20 protein-coding genes are annotated in these 18,898 nt (G+C 29.7%); 15 read left to right on the top strand and 5 right to left on the bottom strand.

Going from position 1 to position 18,898, the window contains the following annotated elements:
- Positions 1-76 precede the first annotated feature (76 nt).
- A complete protein-coding gene (locus H527_RS23125) occupies positions 77-619 on the bottom strand; it encodes a hypothetical protein (protein ID WP_027412540.1) in 543 nt (180 codons plus the stop codon).
- A 338-nt stretch (positions 620-957) separates the two neighbouring features.
- Here H527_RS23125 and H527_RS23940 point away from each other — a divergent pair, with 338 nt between their 5' ends.
- From H527_RS23940 to H527_RS0109700, 9 genes are all read left to right on the top strand, one after another.
- Complete coding sequence (locus H527_RS23940; protein ID WP_155837856.1) at positions 958-1,107, top strand: hypothetical protein; 150 nt, start codon at positions 958-960, stop codon at positions 1,105-1,107.
- A gap of 84 nt (positions 1,108-1,191) precedes the next feature.
- Positions 1,192-3,150 (top strand): tetratricopeptide repeat-containing sensor histidine kinase, encoded by a 1,959-nt coding sequence (locus tag H527_RS0109735; protein WP_027412539.1) that lies wholly within the window; start codon positions 1,192-1,194, stop codon positions 3,148-3,150.
- Between the two features lie 15 nt (positions 3,151-3,165).
- Entirely contained in the window at positions 3,166-3,834 is a 669-nt protein-coding gene (locus H527_RS0109730; RefSeq protein WP_027412538.1) for a response regulator transcription factor, read from the top strand.
- Between the two features lie 90 nt (positions 3,835-3,924).
- The gene (locus tag H527_RS24190; protein ID WP_162143814.1) at positions 3,925-4,089 is read left to right on the top strand and encodes a hypothetical protein; all 165 of its coding nucleotides are present in this window, start codon (positions 3,925-3,927) and stop codon (positions 4,087-4,089) included.
- A 726-nt stretch (positions 4,090-4,815) separates the two neighbouring features.
- Positions 4,816-5,784: an FHA domain-containing protein gene (locus H527_RS0109720; protein ID WP_027412537.1), complete on the top strand. Its 969-nt coding sequence runs from the start codon at positions 4,816-4,818 to the stop codon at positions 5,782-5,784.
- Between the two features lie 65 nt (positions 5,785-5,849).
- Complete coding sequence (locus H527_RS0109715; protein WP_027412536.1) at positions 5,850-9,878, top strand: TOMM system kinase/cyclase fusion protein; 4,029 nt, start codon at positions 5,850-5,852, stop codon at positions 9,876-9,878.
- A gap of 13 nt (positions 9,879-9,891) precedes the next feature.
- Positions 9,892-10,758, top strand: coding sequence for an arylamine N-acetyltransferase (locus H527_RS0109710; protein WP_027412535.1), 867 nt, complete (start codon positions 9,892-9,894; stop codon positions 10,756-10,758).
- Between the two features lie 5 nt (positions 10,759-10,763).
- Positions 10,764-11,402, top strand: a complete 639-nt coding sequence (locus H527_RS0109705; RefSeq protein ID WP_155837855.1) for a hypothetical protein — start codon at positions 10,764-10,766, stop codon at positions 11,400-11,402.
- On the top strand, positions 11,396-12,373 hold the full coding sequence (locus H527_RS0109700; protein ID WP_027412533.1) for a hypothetical protein: 978 nt from the start codon (positions 11,396-11,398) through the stop codon (positions 12,371-12,373). Before H527_RS0109705 ends, H527_RS0109700 begins: the two co-directional genes overlap by 7 nt.
- Positions 12,374-12,741: 368 nt before the next feature.
- On the opposite strand, the gene H527_RS0109695 is transcribed toward H527_RS0109700, so the two are convergent.
- Positions 12,742-13,245 carry a ferritin-like domain-containing protein gene (locus H527_RS0109695; RefSeq protein WP_027412532.1) on the bottom strand — a complete coding sequence of 168 codons (504 nt, stop codon included), beginning with the start codon at positions 13,243-13,245 and terminating at the stop codon, positions 12,742-12,744.
- Positions 13,246-13,772: 527 nt separating this feature from the next.
- Between H527_RS0109695 and H527_RS0109690 the strand changes: the two genes are divergently transcribed.
- Positions 13,773-14,993: a site-specific integrase gene (locus tag H527_RS0109690; RefSeq protein WP_051316714.1), complete on the top strand. Its 1,221-nt coding sequence runs from the start codon at positions 13,773-13,775 to the stop codon at positions 14,991-14,993.
- A 50-nt stretch (positions 14,994-15,043) separates the two neighbouring features.
- Here the strand turns inward: H527_RS0109690 and H527_RS0109685 are convergent, their stop codons facing one another.
- Together H527_RS0109685 and H527_RS23935 are read right to left on the bottom strand one after the other, a co-directional pair.
- Entirely contained in the window at positions 15,044-15,337 is a 294-nt protein-coding gene (locus H527_RS0109685; protein WP_155837854.1) for a hypothetical protein, read from the bottom strand.
- A 322-nt stretch (positions 15,338-15,659) separates the two neighbouring features.
- Complete coding sequence (locus tag H527_RS23935) at positions 15,660-15,830, bottom strand: hypothetical protein (RefSeq protein WP_155837853.1); 171 nt, start codon at positions 15,828-15,830, stop codon at positions 15,660-15,662.
- Positions 15,831-16,068: 238 nt separating this feature from the next.
- Here H527_RS23935 and H527_RS23930 point away from each other — a divergent pair, with 238 nt between their 5' ends.
- Genes H527_RS23930 through H527_RS0109665 form a run of 3 tightly spaced genes read left to right on the top strand, consistent with a single transcriptional unit; the run spans position 16,069 to position 17,145 of the window.
- The gene (locus H527_RS23930; RefSeq protein ID WP_155837852.1) at positions 16,069-16,236 is read left to right on the top strand and encodes a hypothetical protein; all 168 of its coding nucleotides are present in this window, start codon (positions 16,069-16,071) and stop codon (positions 16,234-16,236) included.
- Between the two features lie 19 nt (positions 16,237-16,255).
- Positions 16,256-16,927 carry a hypothetical protein gene (locus H527_RS0109670; RefSeq protein WP_027412529.1) on the top strand — a complete coding sequence of 224 codons (672 nt, stop codon included), beginning with the start codon at positions 16,256-16,258 and terminating at the stop codon, positions 16,925-16,927.
- Between the two features lie 14 nt (positions 16,928-16,941).
- Positions 16,942-17,145 (top strand): hypothetical protein, encoded by a 204-nt coding sequence (locus H527_RS0109665; RefSeq protein ID WP_027412528.1) that lies wholly within the window; start codon positions 16,942-16,944, stop codon positions 17,143-17,145.
- Here the strand turns inward: H527_RS0109665 and H527_RS0109660 are convergent.
- The gene (locus H527_RS0109660; protein WP_027412527.1) at positions 17,142-17,549 is read right to left on the bottom strand and encodes a helix-turn-helix transcriptional regulator; all 408 of its coding nucleotides are present in this window, start codon (positions 17,547-17,549) and stop codon (positions 17,142-17,144) included. The two genes, H527_RS0109665 and H527_RS0109660, sit on opposite strands and share 4 nt — an antisense overlap.
- A 642-nt stretch (positions 17,550-18,191) precedes the next feature.
- Between H527_RS0109660 and H527_RS0109650 the strand changes: the two genes are divergently transcribed.
- On the top strand, positions 18,192-18,509 hold the full coding sequence (locus tag H527_RS0109650; RefSeq protein WP_027412525.1) for a hypothetical protein: 318 nt from the start codon (positions 18,192-18,194) through the stop codon (positions 18,507-18,509).
- Between the two features lie 140 nt (positions 18,510-18,649).
- A partial coding sequence (locus H527_RS21780; RefSeq protein WP_035087777.1) for a hypothetical protein occupies positions 18,650-18,898 on the top strand: 249 nt, incomplete at its 3' end.

The following is an 18,898-nucleotide window of genomic DNA, read 5'->3' as shown; positions in this document are numbered from 1 at the left end:
ATCAAAGACCTCATAAGGTTTTTAGTCATATAAGGTCTGATTAATAGTAATTTGCGTTCATATAAAGGTGTCTTTATTACAGAGATACAATAGTTGTTATTTTAAGCGAAGGATTTATTTGAGAAATAATTGTAATACTCTTATTGGTTCTTTGAATCACTTGGGTTTCTGGTATGTTTATTTTTTCTACTTCGTTTTTTACAGTTATCTGTTTTACATTAAGTAATGTTGTTTCATGCTCATCTTCAGGCTTAGGGTTTGTTTTTAAATAAATAGATAGAGGTCTTTTTTTAAAATCAATAAGCCAACTAATTAACTCTAGGTTTGCAGGTGTTGTAGACTTAGTCTCGCCTGTTAAAAAATTAATGATAGGTTTAAATTTATCTCCATGAGTACGCTCGATTGCATAGGCTTTGTTTTCTCCTTCTTTAAATTGAAAGAAACGGTTTAGAATACCTTCATCATACTTTTCGTTTCGTCGATGTAATAGCCATAGGCAAGCTTCTTTAATTTGCTTGCGAGTGGGTTTAAAAAGGTAATTATTCATCTCTCCTCCTTTTTCTCTTTTGTACTGTTCAAGAATTTCTTTTTTGTAGGTATCACTCGTTTTTGTTCTCATAAATAATCTAAGTTATTGGAATTTTTAGGATTTCTTAGGAATCTTAGGAATCCTTGGAATCGTATGCAAACATAGACTTGGGGTCTTTATAAATTCACAATATCAATTAGTTCCGGTTTCACTTTGCTAACATAGTAAATGTTTAGACTCGGTTCTTACGGAAATCCATAAGGTTACGGTAAAAGCTCCCCTGGAAAGTGGCTAAACACTGTAATTGAAGATTTCGACTTTCCAAAAAATAAAAGGAGTACTCCCTTAATGCATTGGATTACATATCCAAATATCTGGTGAAATACCGGGCAGCAATACCCATGTTTAATCTTAAAAAAATAAAAATCATGAAAACTATTTCTTATATACTCATAGCCTTATTTATTACAGTAAGTTTTACCTCATGCACCGCAGATAGAATTAATGATAACGAAGATATCTCTTTAGAACAATTTGCTACAGGAGATGGAGAAATTGATCCCGATGATGTAGGGTAATTGAAATAAATATTTAAATTAAATCCAGTGTATATAGTATGAAATCTATTATATGCGCTGGATTTAATTTAGTATTTTAGAGGGATGAAACTTTGGCGCGTCGATTTCCTTTCTTATGCTATTATAAGGATTATATTTTTATATAATTTTATTCCTGTTTTTGGGCAGATAAAAGTAGAAAATTCTTTATTCACTCAAGATTTAGATATTCTTACATATTATTATCAGCAAAGTGATATGGATACTCTATCAATGTCAAAGCGCTTAGAGTATATTTCTTCTTTTTTAAAAGGAGCGTTGTTAACAAAACAGGATTCTTTGGTTTATATGGGGTTGATGCGAAAAACAAAACTATTAAATAAGGCCAAGCAATATGATAGTGCCATTGTGTATTCTCATCAATTATATGATTTAGCAAAAAAAAAAAGAGATACTCTTTATATAGGATATAGTTTAACAAAACTTGGGATCTATCATAAAAGCAATAATCAACTAGTCAAAGCTTTTAAATACCATACTAAGGCTTTTAAAATGTACAAAACTATAAATGATAGTCTTATTGCAGGGAGAAGTTTGCTATATATGGCAAATATACAGACTTCATTAGGGGATTATTCTGGCAGTAAAACGACAGCTATTGATGGAGTAACGTATTTAGAGCATACAGATGACTTAAGAAGCTTAGTAGGATTTCATCATATAATTTCAGTAGCAAATAGAATGCAAAAAAATTATAAAGAAGCATTGCGTTATAACGAGAAAGCATTATCACTAGGTAAAGATAGTCTGTCTATTAGTATAATAAGACTCAAAAATATTTTGATGCTCAAAAATACTAAGGCTTTAATCTTAGCAAATCAAGGTAATTACAGAGAGGCAATAACTATATTAGAAATATTAAAAAAGGATAAGATTGTACAGCAAGATAAAAGTGAATATGCAAGAGTATTAGGTAATCTCGGATATGTGCAATGGTTACGAAATAGAGAAAATGAAAACTCAGAAGAATTATTGATAAAAGCGTTAGAAATACAAAAAGAAATAAACGATGTATTAGGTTCAATTACTAATAATATTTATTTAACAAAATACTATTTTGAAAGGAATAAAGATAAAGCATTGCAGCACGCAGAAGCGGCTTATTATAATGCAAAAAAGCAGCACAGTTTGGCACAATTACTAGAATCTTTAGGGTTTATTTTCAAATTAAGAGAAAATACAAAAGAAGAAGCTATAGAATATGATCGTATCCACAAAGAATTAGAAGAAGCTAATCAAAATAATCGAGAGATCTATGCAGTAACTCGCTATGAAAATGATAAACTCACTAACGAGAATCTAATTTTAAAAGCAGAAACAGCAAGAAAAGAGCGCCAAAAAATAATTTATCTTTTTAGCACCTTATTTTTACTTTTAAGTGGGGTAGTGGTTTTTTATTTTTTTAAACAACGATATAAACGAGAAAAAATACGAGAAGTTTATAATGCAGAAACCCGTATCTCTAAAAAATTGCATGATGAGTTAGCCAATGATGTGTATCATGTGATGATTCAGATGCAAAATAATAATACTGATACTCAGAAGATGTTGGATAAATTAGAGGGTATTTATAAAAGTACCCGAGATATCTCCAGAGAGCATAATAGCTTTAAAACTGGCAAGGAATATGGCGTAGAACTTAATAATATGTTGAGTAGTTATAGCTCTAATGATACCAAAATTATTATAAAAGATATAAATGAAATTAATTGGCAATCTATTAACCCAGAAAAAAAGATTATTGTGCACCGATCCTTACAGGAGCTAATGACTAATATGAAAAAACATAGCCAGGCAGAATTGGTAGCGATAACCTTTAAAAAGATGGCTAAAAATATTACTATAACCTATGCAGATAATGGCGTGGGCGTATCTGCCGAAGAGATAATATATAGCAATGGACTACAGAATACGGAAAACCGTATAAAAACGATTGGAGGATCGTTTATATTTGATTCAGAAAAAGGAAAAGGTTTTAAAGCTAAAATACATTTCCCGAGTTAATTATAATACAGTATTATGTTTAAAAAAGTTTTAGTCGCAGAAGATTTTGGTAGCATTAATCATGGAATCGCTCAGATTCTTAATGAAAGAGCTAAGATTGAAGAGATACAACAAGCTCAATATTGTGATGAAGCCTACCTAAAATTTAGAAGAGCCTGTAGTGATAACTCCCCATTTGATCTACTTATAACTGACCTTTCTTTTAAAGAGAGCCATCGAGAACGAAAATTAGTTTCGGGTACTCAACTTATAGAAGCTATACGAGCAATACAACCAGATATAAAAATTATTATATACTCTATGGAGGACAGACCTGGTAAAGTAAAATCTTTTTTTAATGATTTAGGTATTAATGGATATATCTGCAAAGGTCGTTATGGATTAAATGAATTGGTACAGTCGGTGAAAGAAATTTATGAAGATAAAACATATATTTCTCCCCAATTAGAAAGTGCAATGAGTAAAAACAACGTATTTGAACTAAAAGACTACGATCTTTTACTATTAAAATATTTATCAGATGGTCTTACCCAAGAGGAGATAGGAGATTGTTTTAAGAAAAACCATATCTCTCCTAATAGTATAAGTTCTATAGAAAAACGTCTGAATAAATTAAAATTTAATTTTAAAGCCAAAAACGCAATACATCTGGTAGCAATGACCAAAGATTTAGGGTTATTATGAGTTGGTAGAGTTCTAGTTTCCCATCCTATAATCAAATAGTGTATTAGAAATCAAACCTGTTCAGGAACGTAAAAAATAAGTAAATATTTGATGATTTGGATGTTTTTAAAAGTAGATTTAAGCGATTTTAACGATTTTATTATGAATGCGCATAAGGATTTGTCATTTATTAGCTTTAACTTTGAGATAGAGCCTATGATGGTTAGTTATTTTGCCTATCGTAAAAATGAAATAAACGTTTTTTTAATTCCTTAAGGATTTAATTATAAAAACAACCCCACAATTGTAAAACTTTGGCGAGCCAACAAAAGCAGGGTCTGAATAACGATTGATTTTATAAACCAACCATTATAAAATATATTAATTTTCATTTAGTATTTTCCTACATGCCAATATAGTAAGAAGCTTTTAAATATTTACGGTTTCCCGTAAAATATTTACTGTTTTTTTGATTATACTTTCTGCTTTTTTTATTTGAAACAAGATAAATTCTTAATAAATAACTAAAAATCAAATATTTGAAAATACAACTATCAGTTGCTAGTAATCCTAGGATCTTAGTAATTGTAAGAGGATAAATAATTGTTTTATAATAAATCCATAACCTCGGGCAAGCTCATGAGGTATGCTTTCGAAAATATATTTTGTTTTCGAGGCAAGCCCCCTAAATTAAACTCCACAATGTGGATTAAAATTTCAAAAATAAAGTCAGAAAAAAACTACATATTTTAGTTGTGATATAACATAAATATACCAATAATCACTTTTTGTAGTTCTTGATATGATTTCAATTTTTATAGTGTCTTTTTATATGTCCCTCATTTTTATAATTGTTTTTGTGGTAATATAAGTATAGGAAACTCAGTTTATTTATTTGTTGATTAAAGTAAATTGTGTAAATTGATAAAGTAATTATTTAGTTTTATAAAAATTAAATAGCAACTCTTAAACCTATACTTCACAAATACCCTTAGAGCAACCATGGCAACTATTAAAAATAAATTATCTGGGCAAATTGTTATACTAAATACGCAAAATACATTTGGGAGAAACCAACAAAACTCTATAACCTATATTCCAGATATGGATGTTTCACAATCGCATGCCGTTATATTTTGGCAAAATGAAGATTGGTATATACAAGATTACAGTCGTAATGGGACGTTAGTAAATGGAGAATATGTACATCATTCTACACGAAAACTAACGGAACATGTTACGATTCAATTTGGTAAAGGCAAATTAGCACAATGGCAATTAATAGATGTTAAAGAGCCGTCTAGTTATTTAAGATCTTTAACAAGCCCAGAAACAATATTGGAGCTTAATAGCTGTCATATATTACCTAATGGTAAAGATGCAGAGATACTTATTTATTTTTCTAAAGACAAAAAGTGGAAAGCAGAAACAGCTTCTTTAACTATAGAATTTGAACATGGCAAATCCTATCACCTTAATGGAGAAGAGTGGCAATTTATAGATAACGAACCTCTGGAGGACACTATTGATAATGGTAACGTTGTAGATAGTGCAAATTTTTTATTTTCTTTAAGCGAAGATGAAGAGCATGTAGGCTTAAAAGTTGTTGTCGACGCGATAGAGCTGGATTTGGGGGAACGAGTACATCATTATTTGCTTTTAATGTTAGCAAGAAAAAGACTTTGTGATATGAATAATGAAGATATATTTAATGATCATGGGTGGATATCGATAGAGGATCTGGTAGATCAAATGTCAAAAGAATTATACAAAGAAATTGATGCATATTATTTAAATCTTCAAATTCACCGTTTTCGAAAACAGTTATTAGGGATACAACCATATGGTTCTTTATTTATGGATGTTATTGAACGAAGAAGAGGAGAAATTCGTTTTGCGCATCATTTTTTTCAGATTTTAAAAGAAGAAAAAAATGAAGGAGAAATACTGGTTGTTTCTAGCCAATTATAATTGAAAAATTATTTTTGAGAGCTTTACGGGCATATTAAAATAAATGAAGCATAATCTGAATTCTTTTGAAGAAAGTTACTTTAAAAAAACTCGATAATTATATTCTTCACGAGATAATAGGTGAAGGAACTTATGGTGTTATATGCAGGGCAACCCAAGAAAGTACTGGGCAGGTTGTTGCAATAAAAATGCTAAAACTTAAAGGAGTTTCTAATATTCAAAAAAGAGACTACCAAATTACACGCTTTGAGCGAGAGACACGTTTATGTGCAGAAATGAACCACCCTAATATCATAAAACTTTTAGATAAAGGATATACAAATAAAAAAGAACCATACGCTGTATTTGAATACTTATCAGGACAAACATTAAATGAGTTTATAGCCAGAAAAAAAGAATTTTCGGGTATAGAAATAAGTAAGCTCATGGGGCAGGTATTAGATGCTATTGCATATGCCCATGCAAAAGGTATAGTACATCGAGATCTAAAACCACAAAATATAATGATAATAAAAACAGGATCCAGATCGTATGCTAAAGTTCTGGATTTTGGAATAGGACTCTTTACTCAAAATAATCAAAAATACGACCGTAAAAGTTTAGATAATACACAAAAAATGTTAGGAACTCCTGCGTATTGTGCACCAGAACAATTAAGAGGAGAACCACCAACGGTTAAATCAGATTTATATGCCTGGGGATTAATTTTGATAGAGTGTATTACAGGAAAAAAGGTAATGAATGGCGAAAGCTTATCTGAAATTCTACAAAAGCAATTAAGTGCAGAAAATGTTCCTTTACCAAATTTATTAATAGGGCATCCTTTGGCGGATATTTTAAACAGAATACTTATAAAAAATCCAGCTCGAAGAGCGGGAAACGCTAGTACTGTTTATGAAGAGTATACAAAAATAGATGTAAGTGATGTTTTTAATAAGTTAACTCGTCAAAAAAATGTTGATCGAGCAGAAGATCAATTAACCCTCGTAAATACCCTTGGTTGGCATCATAATAAAAGCGAGAAACGACAAATAACAGTACTTTGTATAAAGCTAAGCTTACTCTTAAAAAAGGCAACAAAACTAGATTTAGAAACGTTTGACACTATCCAAAAAGACCAATTAAATCTATGCCTTGATGTAGCTGTTGGTTACGGAGGACATATTGCAGGCACTTTAGCAGATAATGTGGTAGTTTATTTTGGATACCCTCAATCTAGCGACAATGATGCACGAATGGCAGGTAGAACAGCTTTGGAACTAATGAACGAAGTAAAAAACAGAAATGCACTTTTGTATAAAGAACATGGGGTCAATCTGGATATTAGAATGGGGATAAACTCAGGAATGGTGCTATCCAAAAGAGACGATACTCCAGAAGGAATGGTCCCAAATATAGCATTTAATTTACTTTATCGATCCGAACCTGGGCAAGTATTGGTAAGTAGACAAACAAAAAAATTATTGGATCCCTTTTTAGAATTTGAACCTTCAGAAAATGGTTTTTTATTATTAGGAGAGCGCCAAACAGAGTCATTGTTGTTTTTAAATCCAAGAAGTGCAGGAAGAACAATTATTGGAAGAGATAAAGAGATAAAAATCGTTCTAGATCGTTGGCAAAAGGAAAAAATATGTGGTAAAGGAATTATGATTAAGGGGCAAGCTGGAATAGGTAAGTCTAAATTAATCTATGAAATTAAACAACAAATTTTAATAAAAAAAGGGATTGTACATCATTGTAGATGTTTGCCAGAGCATCAAAATAACGCCTTATATCCAATTTTTGAACTACTAAAAAAACATCTCGATATTAGAGAAAATTCTAAAAATAAAGAGGTAATATCTAAATTAGAAAAAGCTCTTCTGGTAGCACATTGTGATCTTAAATTATCATTGCCTATACTTTGCTCGTGGTTTTCTATACCAATTAAAGAACAGCAGGAATCTCAAATATCACAACAGGAACAAAAAAAATTTATTCTAGACATCTTACAGCAGTTAATATTTAGCATAGGGGATCAAAATAAATTTTTATTTATTGTTGAAGATTTGCACTGGATAGATCCTACCAGTGAATCTTTTCTTAAACAACTATTACAAGAAAATAAAGAAGATAAATGTCTGATAATTTTATCAGCACGACCAGAATTTACATCCGATTGGATAAACAATTTAATAGAAGAAATAGAACTCTCTCCTCTAGAAAATATATTAATAAGACCCATTATTGAAGAGATACTTAATGGAGCTCAAGTTAGTGAAAATGTATTACAGTTTATTTCAGAAAGAACAGATGGAATAGCACTTTATGCAGAAGAATTGACTTATATGCTGCTAGAGAAAAAACTTTTACAATTAGTAAATGGTAAATACGAATTTAAACATGAAATAGAAGACTTAGAAGTGCCATCTACATTAATAGGACTATTGCAAGCAAGGTTAGAAAGTGTTGGGGTGGCTATGGAAACAGCGCAATTAGCAGCAACAATTGGGCGTGAATTTACATACGATCTGTTAGTAAAGTCCTCATTAAAAGATGAAGCGATGGTGCAAGCAGATTTAGATTTATTTATAAATGCAAATATTATTTATAGACGACGAAAAGTAAAGGATGGAAGTTACATGTTTAGACACGCATTAATTAGGGATGCTGCATTTAAAAGTATGACATCTAACCCTAGAAAAGAAGCACACCGAAGAATTGCTTTTAATCTTAAATATTATTTTAAAAAATCTCCTAAAAAATATGTTCAAAATCTAGCATACCATTTTTATCAAGCTGAAGAACATAAAGAGGCTATAAAATTTTATAAAATAGCAGCAGATCTAGAAATGCTTAAGAAACTTGGGCATATGGAATCGTTAAATTTAACCAATAAAGCTTTATTAGTTATAGATTTAATGAAGAAAAAGACTTTATCAGATTATGATAAAGTTCAGGAAGCAAGTTTAAGAATTCATAAAGCAGCAGTTTTAACCAATAAGCTAGGATGGAACCACCCTGAGATAATAGAAAATTACCGTTTGGCAGAATCTTTATTAAAAGGGTCTGCAACTACTAATAATAAGTTAGAGTTTGCCTTAGCAAAAGGGATGTGGATTTTTGAATGTACCAACGGGAATATAGCTAAGATGCATGTGCTTACCAAAAAAATGATGAATGCATCTAAAGCATTAAATAACACTAGTTATTTGGCACAGACATATGATTGTTTAAGTCAAACTCAGTTTTTTGAAGGAGATTTTAAGAGTTGTATTCGATCTTGCCAAAAATGTTATAAAATCTATAATCAAGAGCAAGGAAAACGAAAATTAGTAACAGATGGTTTGGATCCCTATATTGTATGTAAGAGTTTTGAATCTTTAGCAAGATTATTTATTGGCGAAGCAGATAGGGCAATTGCTATAATGGAACAGACATTAGAAGAAACAGAATCTTATAACTGGCCAAATTTAACCATGGGAATTTTTGCGCAAACATCTAGACTTTATTTATATATATGTTCTTTTTTGCCAAATTGTAAATATGAAAAAGAACAACTAAAAAAAATAAATCCAAATACAATCCTTTGTCAGGAAAAAGGTGTTTTTCCGTATTGGGAAAGCGCAATTAATCTAAATAAGATTTCTGCAGAGGCTCTATCTGGTAAACAGGTGTTTTTTAATCAATATAAGAAAGCTCGAAAAAAATGGGCGCCAAAAACCTCAGCCAAAACCTATTATGATTTAGTAGAGGTTGTTACTTGTTTAAATAAAAATGCATTTGATAAAGCTCTAAAAATATCAAATGAATCTATAGAATTTGCAAGAGAACATAACGTAATGTTTGCGATAGGATATGCTTATTGTTTTAAAGCAAAAGCTTTGGATGGTTTAGATAAAAAAGAAGAGGCTCTAAAAGCTTTTATAGAAGCAATAAGAATATGTAAAAATCAAAAATCGAAATGGATAGAATTATTCGTTTCAGAGGCTTTTAAAAGTTTTCTTTTAAAAGAAAATATCGATATTAGCAAGTACAATGATATAGAAGATATAAGTATTCTTACAAATCATTCTCTTACTTTAATTAAAGAACAAAATTTGGTAATATCTTAAAAGAATTAGAATAATGAATGACCCAAAAAATGTATTATTAGATACTACATTGACTCCTGAGGTTGCAGGAAAAGTTTTAGAACGCTTAGCCATAAATTTGCCATTAACATCTAATGAAGAAGGGTTAACGAAATTGTATCGTGGTTGGTGTAGAAATATTCCTTTTGATAATTTTTGGAAAAGACTTAAGCTTACTGAAGAGGAATTCTCTGATCACGACCAAATCGACGCAAATCAGTTTTTTGAAATATGGTTACAACATGGGTTGGGGGGTACTTGTTGGACAACTGCTAATGCAATGTGTGAATTGCTAAAATATTTTAAGTTTGATGTTCGCATGATTACAGGCTCTATGGGAGATATGGGAGAGGTTAATCATGTTAGTCTATTAGTATCCCTTAATGAAGGGAAAGAATATATTATCGATACTTCTATATTAAACGAACAACCAATAAAGATAGATGGGGTACATATAGAAAACCCAGTTCATCCTATTCAATTAATTCGCAATTCTGAAACTACAAAAATTATCTTTGAGCATTGTACTAAAAGAGAACATATGCCATGCGCAATTAATAAAAATAGAATTTCTAAAGAACAAATAGTAGAATTTTATATAGCAAGCATACACAATAGCTTGTTTAATGATTGCGTATATATTCGTAAAAATGAAGAAGGAATAATACATAGTATTGTAGGCACTACATACTATACGAAATCTAAAAATGCCTTAGGAAAGAAAGAATTAAATGAGGAGGAGAGAAAACAAGTACTCATAAATATCATGGGGCTTTCTGAAGAGATTGTCGAGCATATTTCTAAAACTAATTTATTTAACATACCACAAGAATCTATATTAATAAATCTTACTAAATACTAATGATTATGAAAACCGAAACACTTAAAACCGTACAAACTGCTGCGCCAACTACTGAGGAAATCAATCGTGATTTAATTAGATTCATGCAAATATTGGCGAATAATGAGAATAATACAAAAACCATTATGAAAGGTTTTGAACTAAAAATGGCAGACGCAGTAAAAAATAACAGAGAAGAAGAGGTTTTAGAATATCAGGATAAAATTACAGAATTGATTTATGATCGAATGCAGTTGGATGAAGCTGCAAGAACGATGACCTCTGCGATTTTTTCAGATATCAGAAACTTGGATCCAAATTGGTGGGCAGTAAATAAAGTTATAGGGAGATCAACTACCGATTTGATTTGGGGGTATTCATGGACTTCAGAGGATCAGGATGCTTTTATTAATTTTATTAATATTATAAGTAATGATCCCGAGAGTCAATTTACTAAGCTAGCAACACTAATGCGATCTTCTATAGAAAATAGTAAGAAATATTACTCAAGTTTTGTAGAAAGTATAGCAAATGTTCAAAGTCAAATAGAACCAAAAATGAGTCAAAGATTAGTAGATACATTAATTGAAAAATCAAGTTACCCAAATTCTGAAGCAGAATTAGAAATATTGTTTGATAATTTGGTAGAACCAAAAACTTGGTAAATATAATACCTAATAATATAGTGCCATACATCTTTCCTGTTGGAGAAGGGTGTATGGTTTCTTTTTTAGCAGCAAATAGTTTAGAAAAACAATTACTTAGCTTTTATCCGCGACTTCATATATCTTATGTGTTTGAGTTCAGAGTCGAAGATGGTAAAGACCAAGTTGATCTTGCAATGGCAATATCAGAAAAGGAAGATTTACAGTTTTTTAAAATATATTTTGATAAAACTCATGATCATAAAAAAGTTGGAATTTGGTTTAGTAACTGTATTGCATTGCAAGAAAAAGAACAAGCTATTAAAAGTTTTTGGATAGAAGCAGATTTGGATGGTAGTGAACAAGATCAGATTCCTAGCCTGTTTATTAGTCCAAAACAAAAAAGTATAACACTTGCTGAAATGACTAGCTTTTTTGAAGTATTAAATTTACAGTCGCTTAATAATAAAAATCAAGAATTTCTAAAACAATGTATAAATGCTTTAGAAGATAGTCAATATATAGAGCACTTTGGAGTAATGCATTCTCGTGGAGATAGCAAAACTACACGAATGTATATAAGAGGTTTTGAAAAGGATAGTTTATTGCTTTTTTTACATAAAATAAATTGGCCGGGAGATAAAGAGGTGTTAATAAAACAGTTCGAAGGAATCTCTATGGTATCCTATATTAGTGTAGCAATAGAGTTTAATGATGTTTGGTTACCAACTATAGGCATTGAGTTTCATCTAAAAAAAGGAATAGAATACAGTGACGCTTTTTTACATAAATTAAAAACATCAGGTTTTTGTACTGAAAGGAGAGTTGCGGCAATTAGAGATATTCTTTGCCCTAAAAAAATTAAATCTGGTAAATTTACTTACAAAAGAAGCCTTAGTCATTTTAAAATAACGTTAGGCAGAGCAAAAAAGATAGAACCAAAAGTATACGTACAACTTACACCAAACTATTTGGGGGTTATGGGATTTTAAATGCTTCTAATCATCAATACCCTAAAATAGGAGGAGCATTTAAAAAAGATTGAATTCTTACTTTTTTTAATTATAAAATAATTAAAAAGGAAATAGGAGAAGAGCCTTTACCCCCAAAGACTCTTTACTCCTTTTTAGAAAGCGATTAACTTTCTTTTCCTGAACGTAGTTAATGTGCAATAAAGCATCATTTTGCAATCTCTAATTTTTAAAATAAATATTAGAAATTACGATCTTCAAATATTTGTTGATCCACCAATTCTTATGATAGCAATTATATGTTTTGCAGTTGCTTTTTTCGATAACCATTTGGTTTACAGTATTTTTGTTCTTGGTAATACAATCAAACGTATTTGATTTTTACTTATTTACTCTCTTACTTCAGTCATATTTCGTTTTTCAATTTTTAAATATGGTGTAAGAATTAGAGTATTCTTAGTGAGTTTTATTTTTTGATGGATATCAAAAATGTGTTTTTCTTCACTTATATGTTCATTAATGAAAGCGTGAAATACTTGTTCGCTTTCAGTATCTTTTAATTCAACTGCCAAAGCATATAAATCTATTGTTGAGGAAATGACTTCATGTTTATCTTTTAATGCAGATTGAAACACTTGAAATGGTGATGGGTAAAGGTTTTCTGCTTTTTTTAAATTATTTAACTCTAATTTACCTACACGTTTTTTTAAGTATTCAAAAAGATATAAAGCATGTGCATGTTCCTTTTCTCCACGTTTTTTCATCCATTTTGCATAATCTTTAAATGGCGTATTTTCAAGATATGTAGCTTTATCTATTAAGCTTTGAGATATGGCCCATTCTAAGTGGATTAAATTGTATATAGCCTTTTCTAGTTTAATATCAATTTTCATGGATTACCCTTTTCAATCTTAATATTTTTAAATGGTTCAATAGTCTGTTGGTACAAGATTAGGGATTTTACGCACTAAAAAATATTTCATCATATTTCATGGTAGATGATATATATATGTAAATAACTGCACGTTAAATTATTACGTATTATTTAATGCTAAAAAAAAGAAAGAATTTATGTGACAATATATTAAAAGAGATGCATAAACTTTGTTTTCAGAATATAGATTTTGACACATAGTTTACGTTCTAAACAAAAAAGCCGACTCGTTAAAGTCGGCTTTTCTTTTGCTGTGCGGGCGGGGAGACTCGAACTCCCACACCTCGCGGCACTAGATCCTAAGTCTATTATTATATGATTCTTAATGGTTTCTAATAAGCTATAATGTTTTGTTAGATATTGAAAATAAAGAGTTTTAATGTTTTTTGTAAATGTACGAAATCATTAAGAAACATGAAATGTATGACCTATGTATGACCCATTATTTAAATATTTGCTATATTCGAACAGAATAAAATGAAAATAATGGCGACTATAAAAGTACTACTACATCCTAAAAAAGATAATCTTGGAGGTAAGGTTTATCGAATAGCAATAAGGGTAACTAAGGATCGTAAACAAAATTATCTGTATCTCGCTAATCTTAATCAAAAGAATGAATGGGATGAGCAAGGAAGAATTGTGACAAATAAAAATCCAAAACATAGTCAATTAAATAGGCTTATTAGAAAAAAATATGATGCTATAGAGGATTTGATATTAGAATATGAAGCATCTAAAAAATCGTTCACAGCAAGACAAATTATAGATGAAGTAAAAGGGAATGGGACTGGAGAAACTTTTTTTCAATTGGCAGAGGAACATATAAAAAACCTGAAAAGAGCAAAAAAACATAATAGAGCAATTTCTGATAATAGTAAGATTAATAGCCTTTTTGAATTTGTTGGTAGTAAGAGTTTACCTTTTAATGAAATTGATGAGACATTACTGAATAGATTTAAATATTATCTCCAAGCAAAAGGTACTCTTAGCGAAAGGTCTATAATGAATATTTTTATATTAATTAGATTGCTTTTTAATAGAGCTATTAAAATGGGAATCGTCGAAAGTAAAAATTATCCATTTGGGAGCGATAAAATTAGGATAAAACTACCTGATACTTTAAAGATAGGTCTGGATGAATTTGAGTTAAGAAGAATAGAAAACTTGGAGTTGGAAGAAGGTACAACCATTGCTCATACCAGAAATGTTTTTCTTTTTTCATTTTACCTTGCAGGGATACGTATTGCAGATGTTCTAAAAATGAAATGGAGTGATATAAAGCAGGATAGGTTATATTATAAAATGGGGAAAAACAATAAAGCTGTTTCTATCAAGCTTCCAGAAAGAGTAGTAGCTATCTTAGATGTTTATAGAGAGAGCCAAGAAAAAACTAATGATTATATTTTTCCAGAACTTAAAAAAGCAGATCCTAAAGACACAAAGGATATTTATACTAAAATAAAAACAGCTACTAAAAAATTTAATAATAATCTTGCCGAGATGGCTAAATTAGCTGATATTGACAAAAAACTCACAAATCATATAGCACGACATAGTTTTGGTAATATAGCAGGAGACAAGGTCTCACCACAGATGCTGCAGAAATTATACAGGCACACAAGTTTAAGTACAACTATTGGTTATCAAGGTAATTTTATTCACAAAGATGCAGATGATGCTTTAGAAAAGATTTTAAACTTTTAAGCATCATCTGCTTTTTTAATTACCCTAATTATTTAATTATAAACTAGGGTTTAATTGATTTTCGACACTGTATCTGTTATGTTCTTTTCCTGCGTTTCTAGGAGATATTCAATGGTGTCATTGTTAAGATAAAGTTGGTACATTTTTCTCCAGGATTCAGGATATTTAGATTTAAAAAATTTCACAATTTCTTTGTCTGATTCTACATCAACAAGAAATCTATATGTAATTTTGTGTCTTCCTTTACGAATAATTGGAATCCCACTCTTTTTGCACCATTTGATCGCAGTACGAATGTCGTTGCACTTAATTCTTTTACATACTTCTTTTAAATCGATGAACATATCATCTTTTTTATAAGAATACATTTGTTACAGTATAACCATGCTTCTACTTTATAGGTAGTCAGCACAGCGATTTGGATTAACTCTGCTTTTATCGGCAGTCGTATAACTTTCTATAATAGAATTAGATTGAAATTTAGTAACACTTCTATCTATAGATAACTAAATTACTACTTATTTCTAAATTTATCATATACCAATATGTTTTATTTATGGTTTTAATAAAATTGGAGTTTTTTTAAATGTATTTTTGCTACTTACTCTCATAGAGTGTGGTTCTCATTTTTAGTAGCCAAGTTCAAAACCATAATACTCTTTAAAATCATCTTTCATTATAAAATTCTTCATTTAGGCTATCCTTCATTGCGACTCTTAACTGACTCCTAACATCTTCTTTTGCCCACTCCATTAAATCCTCTGTTGATATATCAAAAACATTAGAAATTACGCTTTTAACGTAATTAATTTGTGTTTTTAATATATTGTAAATCAATTATTTATAATTAGTTTTTTTGAAAAAAAACTAAAATCTGCGTTTTTAACACTTTTTTAAACCAAAAATGTGGGACTTAAGCCCCGTATTTTGATAAAAATCAGGCAAAAGTACTGCCAAAATATTAAAATTGCAGTACTCATATTCTATTAATATTTATTTAATTTTATTGTTTATCAGCAACTTACATAAAAGTAAAGTTGTATCACTATTTATAAATTTATTAAATTCAGTTTAGATGAAAATTAAACCATTTTTTTTAGCATTTCTTTTTATATTTTTAACAAATTCATTTATTGCGTGCACTGGAGAAACAGTAGACGAAGAAATTGATTACGAATATGCAATCGACAAAGAAATTGTTCCCTCTACAGGAGACAAAGAAGACGGAGAAGACTCCAACTAATAAAAAATTAAAGAATTTTTTGTTCTATGTAGTCGCTATTGTAATCGCAATAGCGGCTTTTTTACATATTTTTTTTAATCCCGAATCAAAAAACCTTTCCGAAATAAGAAAAAAACATAGTGAAGCTAAATTAGAAAGAAATAAACTAAATCAAGATATTTTGATCTTGATAACGGATTATACAAATAATAAAGTCACATCTTCTCAATTAAATAGTTCCCTTCCAGATATTATTGACAATTACAAACAAAGAGAAATAGATGCTTTACAATTATTTGAACTACTTAACAAAGAGAAAGAAAAAGAGAAAATATTTGGTTTTAAAAATATTCATACTTTTTTATATGCTTTGAGTCTTCCTTTGTGTTTTTTAATCATATCAGTAGTAATGTTATTTTTCTCGGTTTCTGAAGATTTAAAACAATTATCAAAAGCAATTACTTTTCTAGGTTTTACAATAATGTTTATTTCATTATTTTTCCTTTCATGGATTTTTCTACCAATTTCAGATATGCCATATTGGAGCTATATTTTGTCCATTTTCATATGTGCTTTTTTAATTTCTTTCTTCACAAAACTCATTTTGAATTGGAGAATTAAGATTTTTAAGAAAAAGTACAGTATCGATAGAACCAAATTTTTGGAAAGTGCATTAGAATTATCCGCTAATATAATTGACAAAAGTAAGTAAGAGGGTATTTTTATATGAAGATTAATAATTATCAAAAATTATCACTACTAGCTATAAACATTCAGCAACAATTGAATGATGGTAATATTAATATAGATGAAGCTAAACGGCTTTTTACTACACTATATGAAGAATTTAAAGCTCAAGAAGTAAAAGATATAAAAGATGAAGATGTTAAATTGCTGAATTCCTTTTTTATTCATAAGACAAAATTTTAACCCCCGGTTTTTATATTAGAATTTTCTTTTTCTTCTATCAGTTTGCGAAGATTATCTAAGTCAGATTTCGCCCTACTTTTACTCACATATTTATAGACATAATCTACTTTCTCTCTAATCTCCATCAAAACCTTTTTATCTAATTTACCATGTTTTTCATCCTCATAAACTATAGGTATCAGCTTATCCATATCAATTCTTGAAAGATTCTTGCAAACTAGATCATCTAATCCTATTTTGAAATAAGAAGCTATACCTAACAGGGTATCGATATTTGGTTGAGATTCTCCTCTTATATATGAGCCTATAACACTTCTTTTCTTTCCAATGACTTGTCCAAAAGCCTCTTGGCTCAAACTACCTTTCTTTAAAAGGAAAGCAATATTGCTAGAAAAATGATTCATAAGGGTAATTTTATGCCGATAATTTTGGTTAATACCAATTATTTCGGTAATATTGCATGTGTTTCTTAACAAATGTAGGCTTTTTTCAATTATCCTTATAATTAAGAATACAAAAAACAAACTATTTTGATTAATAAAAAATGTATTAGTAAACGTGAGTTTACTAATTGTTATTAGAGTATTGAGAATTATCCCACATTAGTTTCTCTGCTTCTCTACAAGTTTAGAATAAGATACTTTGTGATCTTAAAGTCTGTATTGAGATGAAACCAGAAAAAAGAAATAAAGTCGAAATGTGGCTCAAAAAAAATGAAGATATACTAAACTGTTCTGGATTGGATAGAAAGTTAAATTTTCCAAGAGGGACAATGCAAAAATTTTATAAATATCAGCGGAAATTAAATGATCATAGAATTAATAAAATAAACAGATTGATAAAAAGAGTTTTTATTGAATATGATCAAATTAACTCTAAATAAGTATTTGAAAAGAAATTTAAAACACATAAGAATCTTAAACAGGAGTAGTCAATTTCAGGCAATCAAATTGGGATTTGGTTAAACCTATTGCTTATACGATTACTCCTGTATTAATATAAAAATCACCAAAATGAATATATCGATAACCCTAATAAATTGAAATATGAAAACAATTGTAAAATCAAGTCCAGAAAAAGAGAGTAGGATTTTTGAAGCCCAAGTGCTTAAACTATTGCATATAGAGCAATGGCACTTTAACTACTCTATAGATCAGTATAAGGGCTATGCAATTTTGTTGCGTAACTGGATTAAGGATTGTCGTAAACAAGGACAAACCACTTTTGATATCGCTAATACCATACGTAAATCCTCATTAGCATTAGAGAGTATATCACAGGGAGAAGCACTATGTTTTCATCCAATTGCAGTTATAGAAACTAGTACATTACCCCAAGTCGATGTAAACGCATTATCAAAATAGGTAGGGTAAAAGGAATCGCGGGGGTAATCTGCTATTTTATATAAGTCGAGTTTGTGTAATTAGAGCCTCGTACTTTAGGATTGCTCCCGCACCCTTTTACTGATACAAAATAAACAGCTTGGCAAAGCAATGTATTACTAATGTTAGATAGCAATTCTACATACAATCAATTATCTAAAGAAGAACGGGTTTTGGTACAACAAAAGATAGTAGAACTAAGCCGTATACCATCTGCAAAAGAAATCATTGCAGAGGTACTAAAAAATATAAACCCTGTTGTAGAAGTAAAAAAGGAAAAAGATATCATAATCATTAGCAAGGGGGCTTATAATAATATTATGGAAATGGTTAAAAAAATAAATTTAAAGGAATATTGGAATGCTAAAAAC

The organism is Aquimarina muelleri DSM 19832, assembly GCF_000430665.1.
Lineage (GTDB): Bacteria > Bacteroidota > Bacteroidia > Flavobacteriales > Flavobacteriaceae > Aquimarina > Aquimarina muelleri.
The sequence above is the reverse complement of the archived record's forward strand: the minus strand, read 5'-3'. Positions and strand labels throughout refer to the sequence as shown.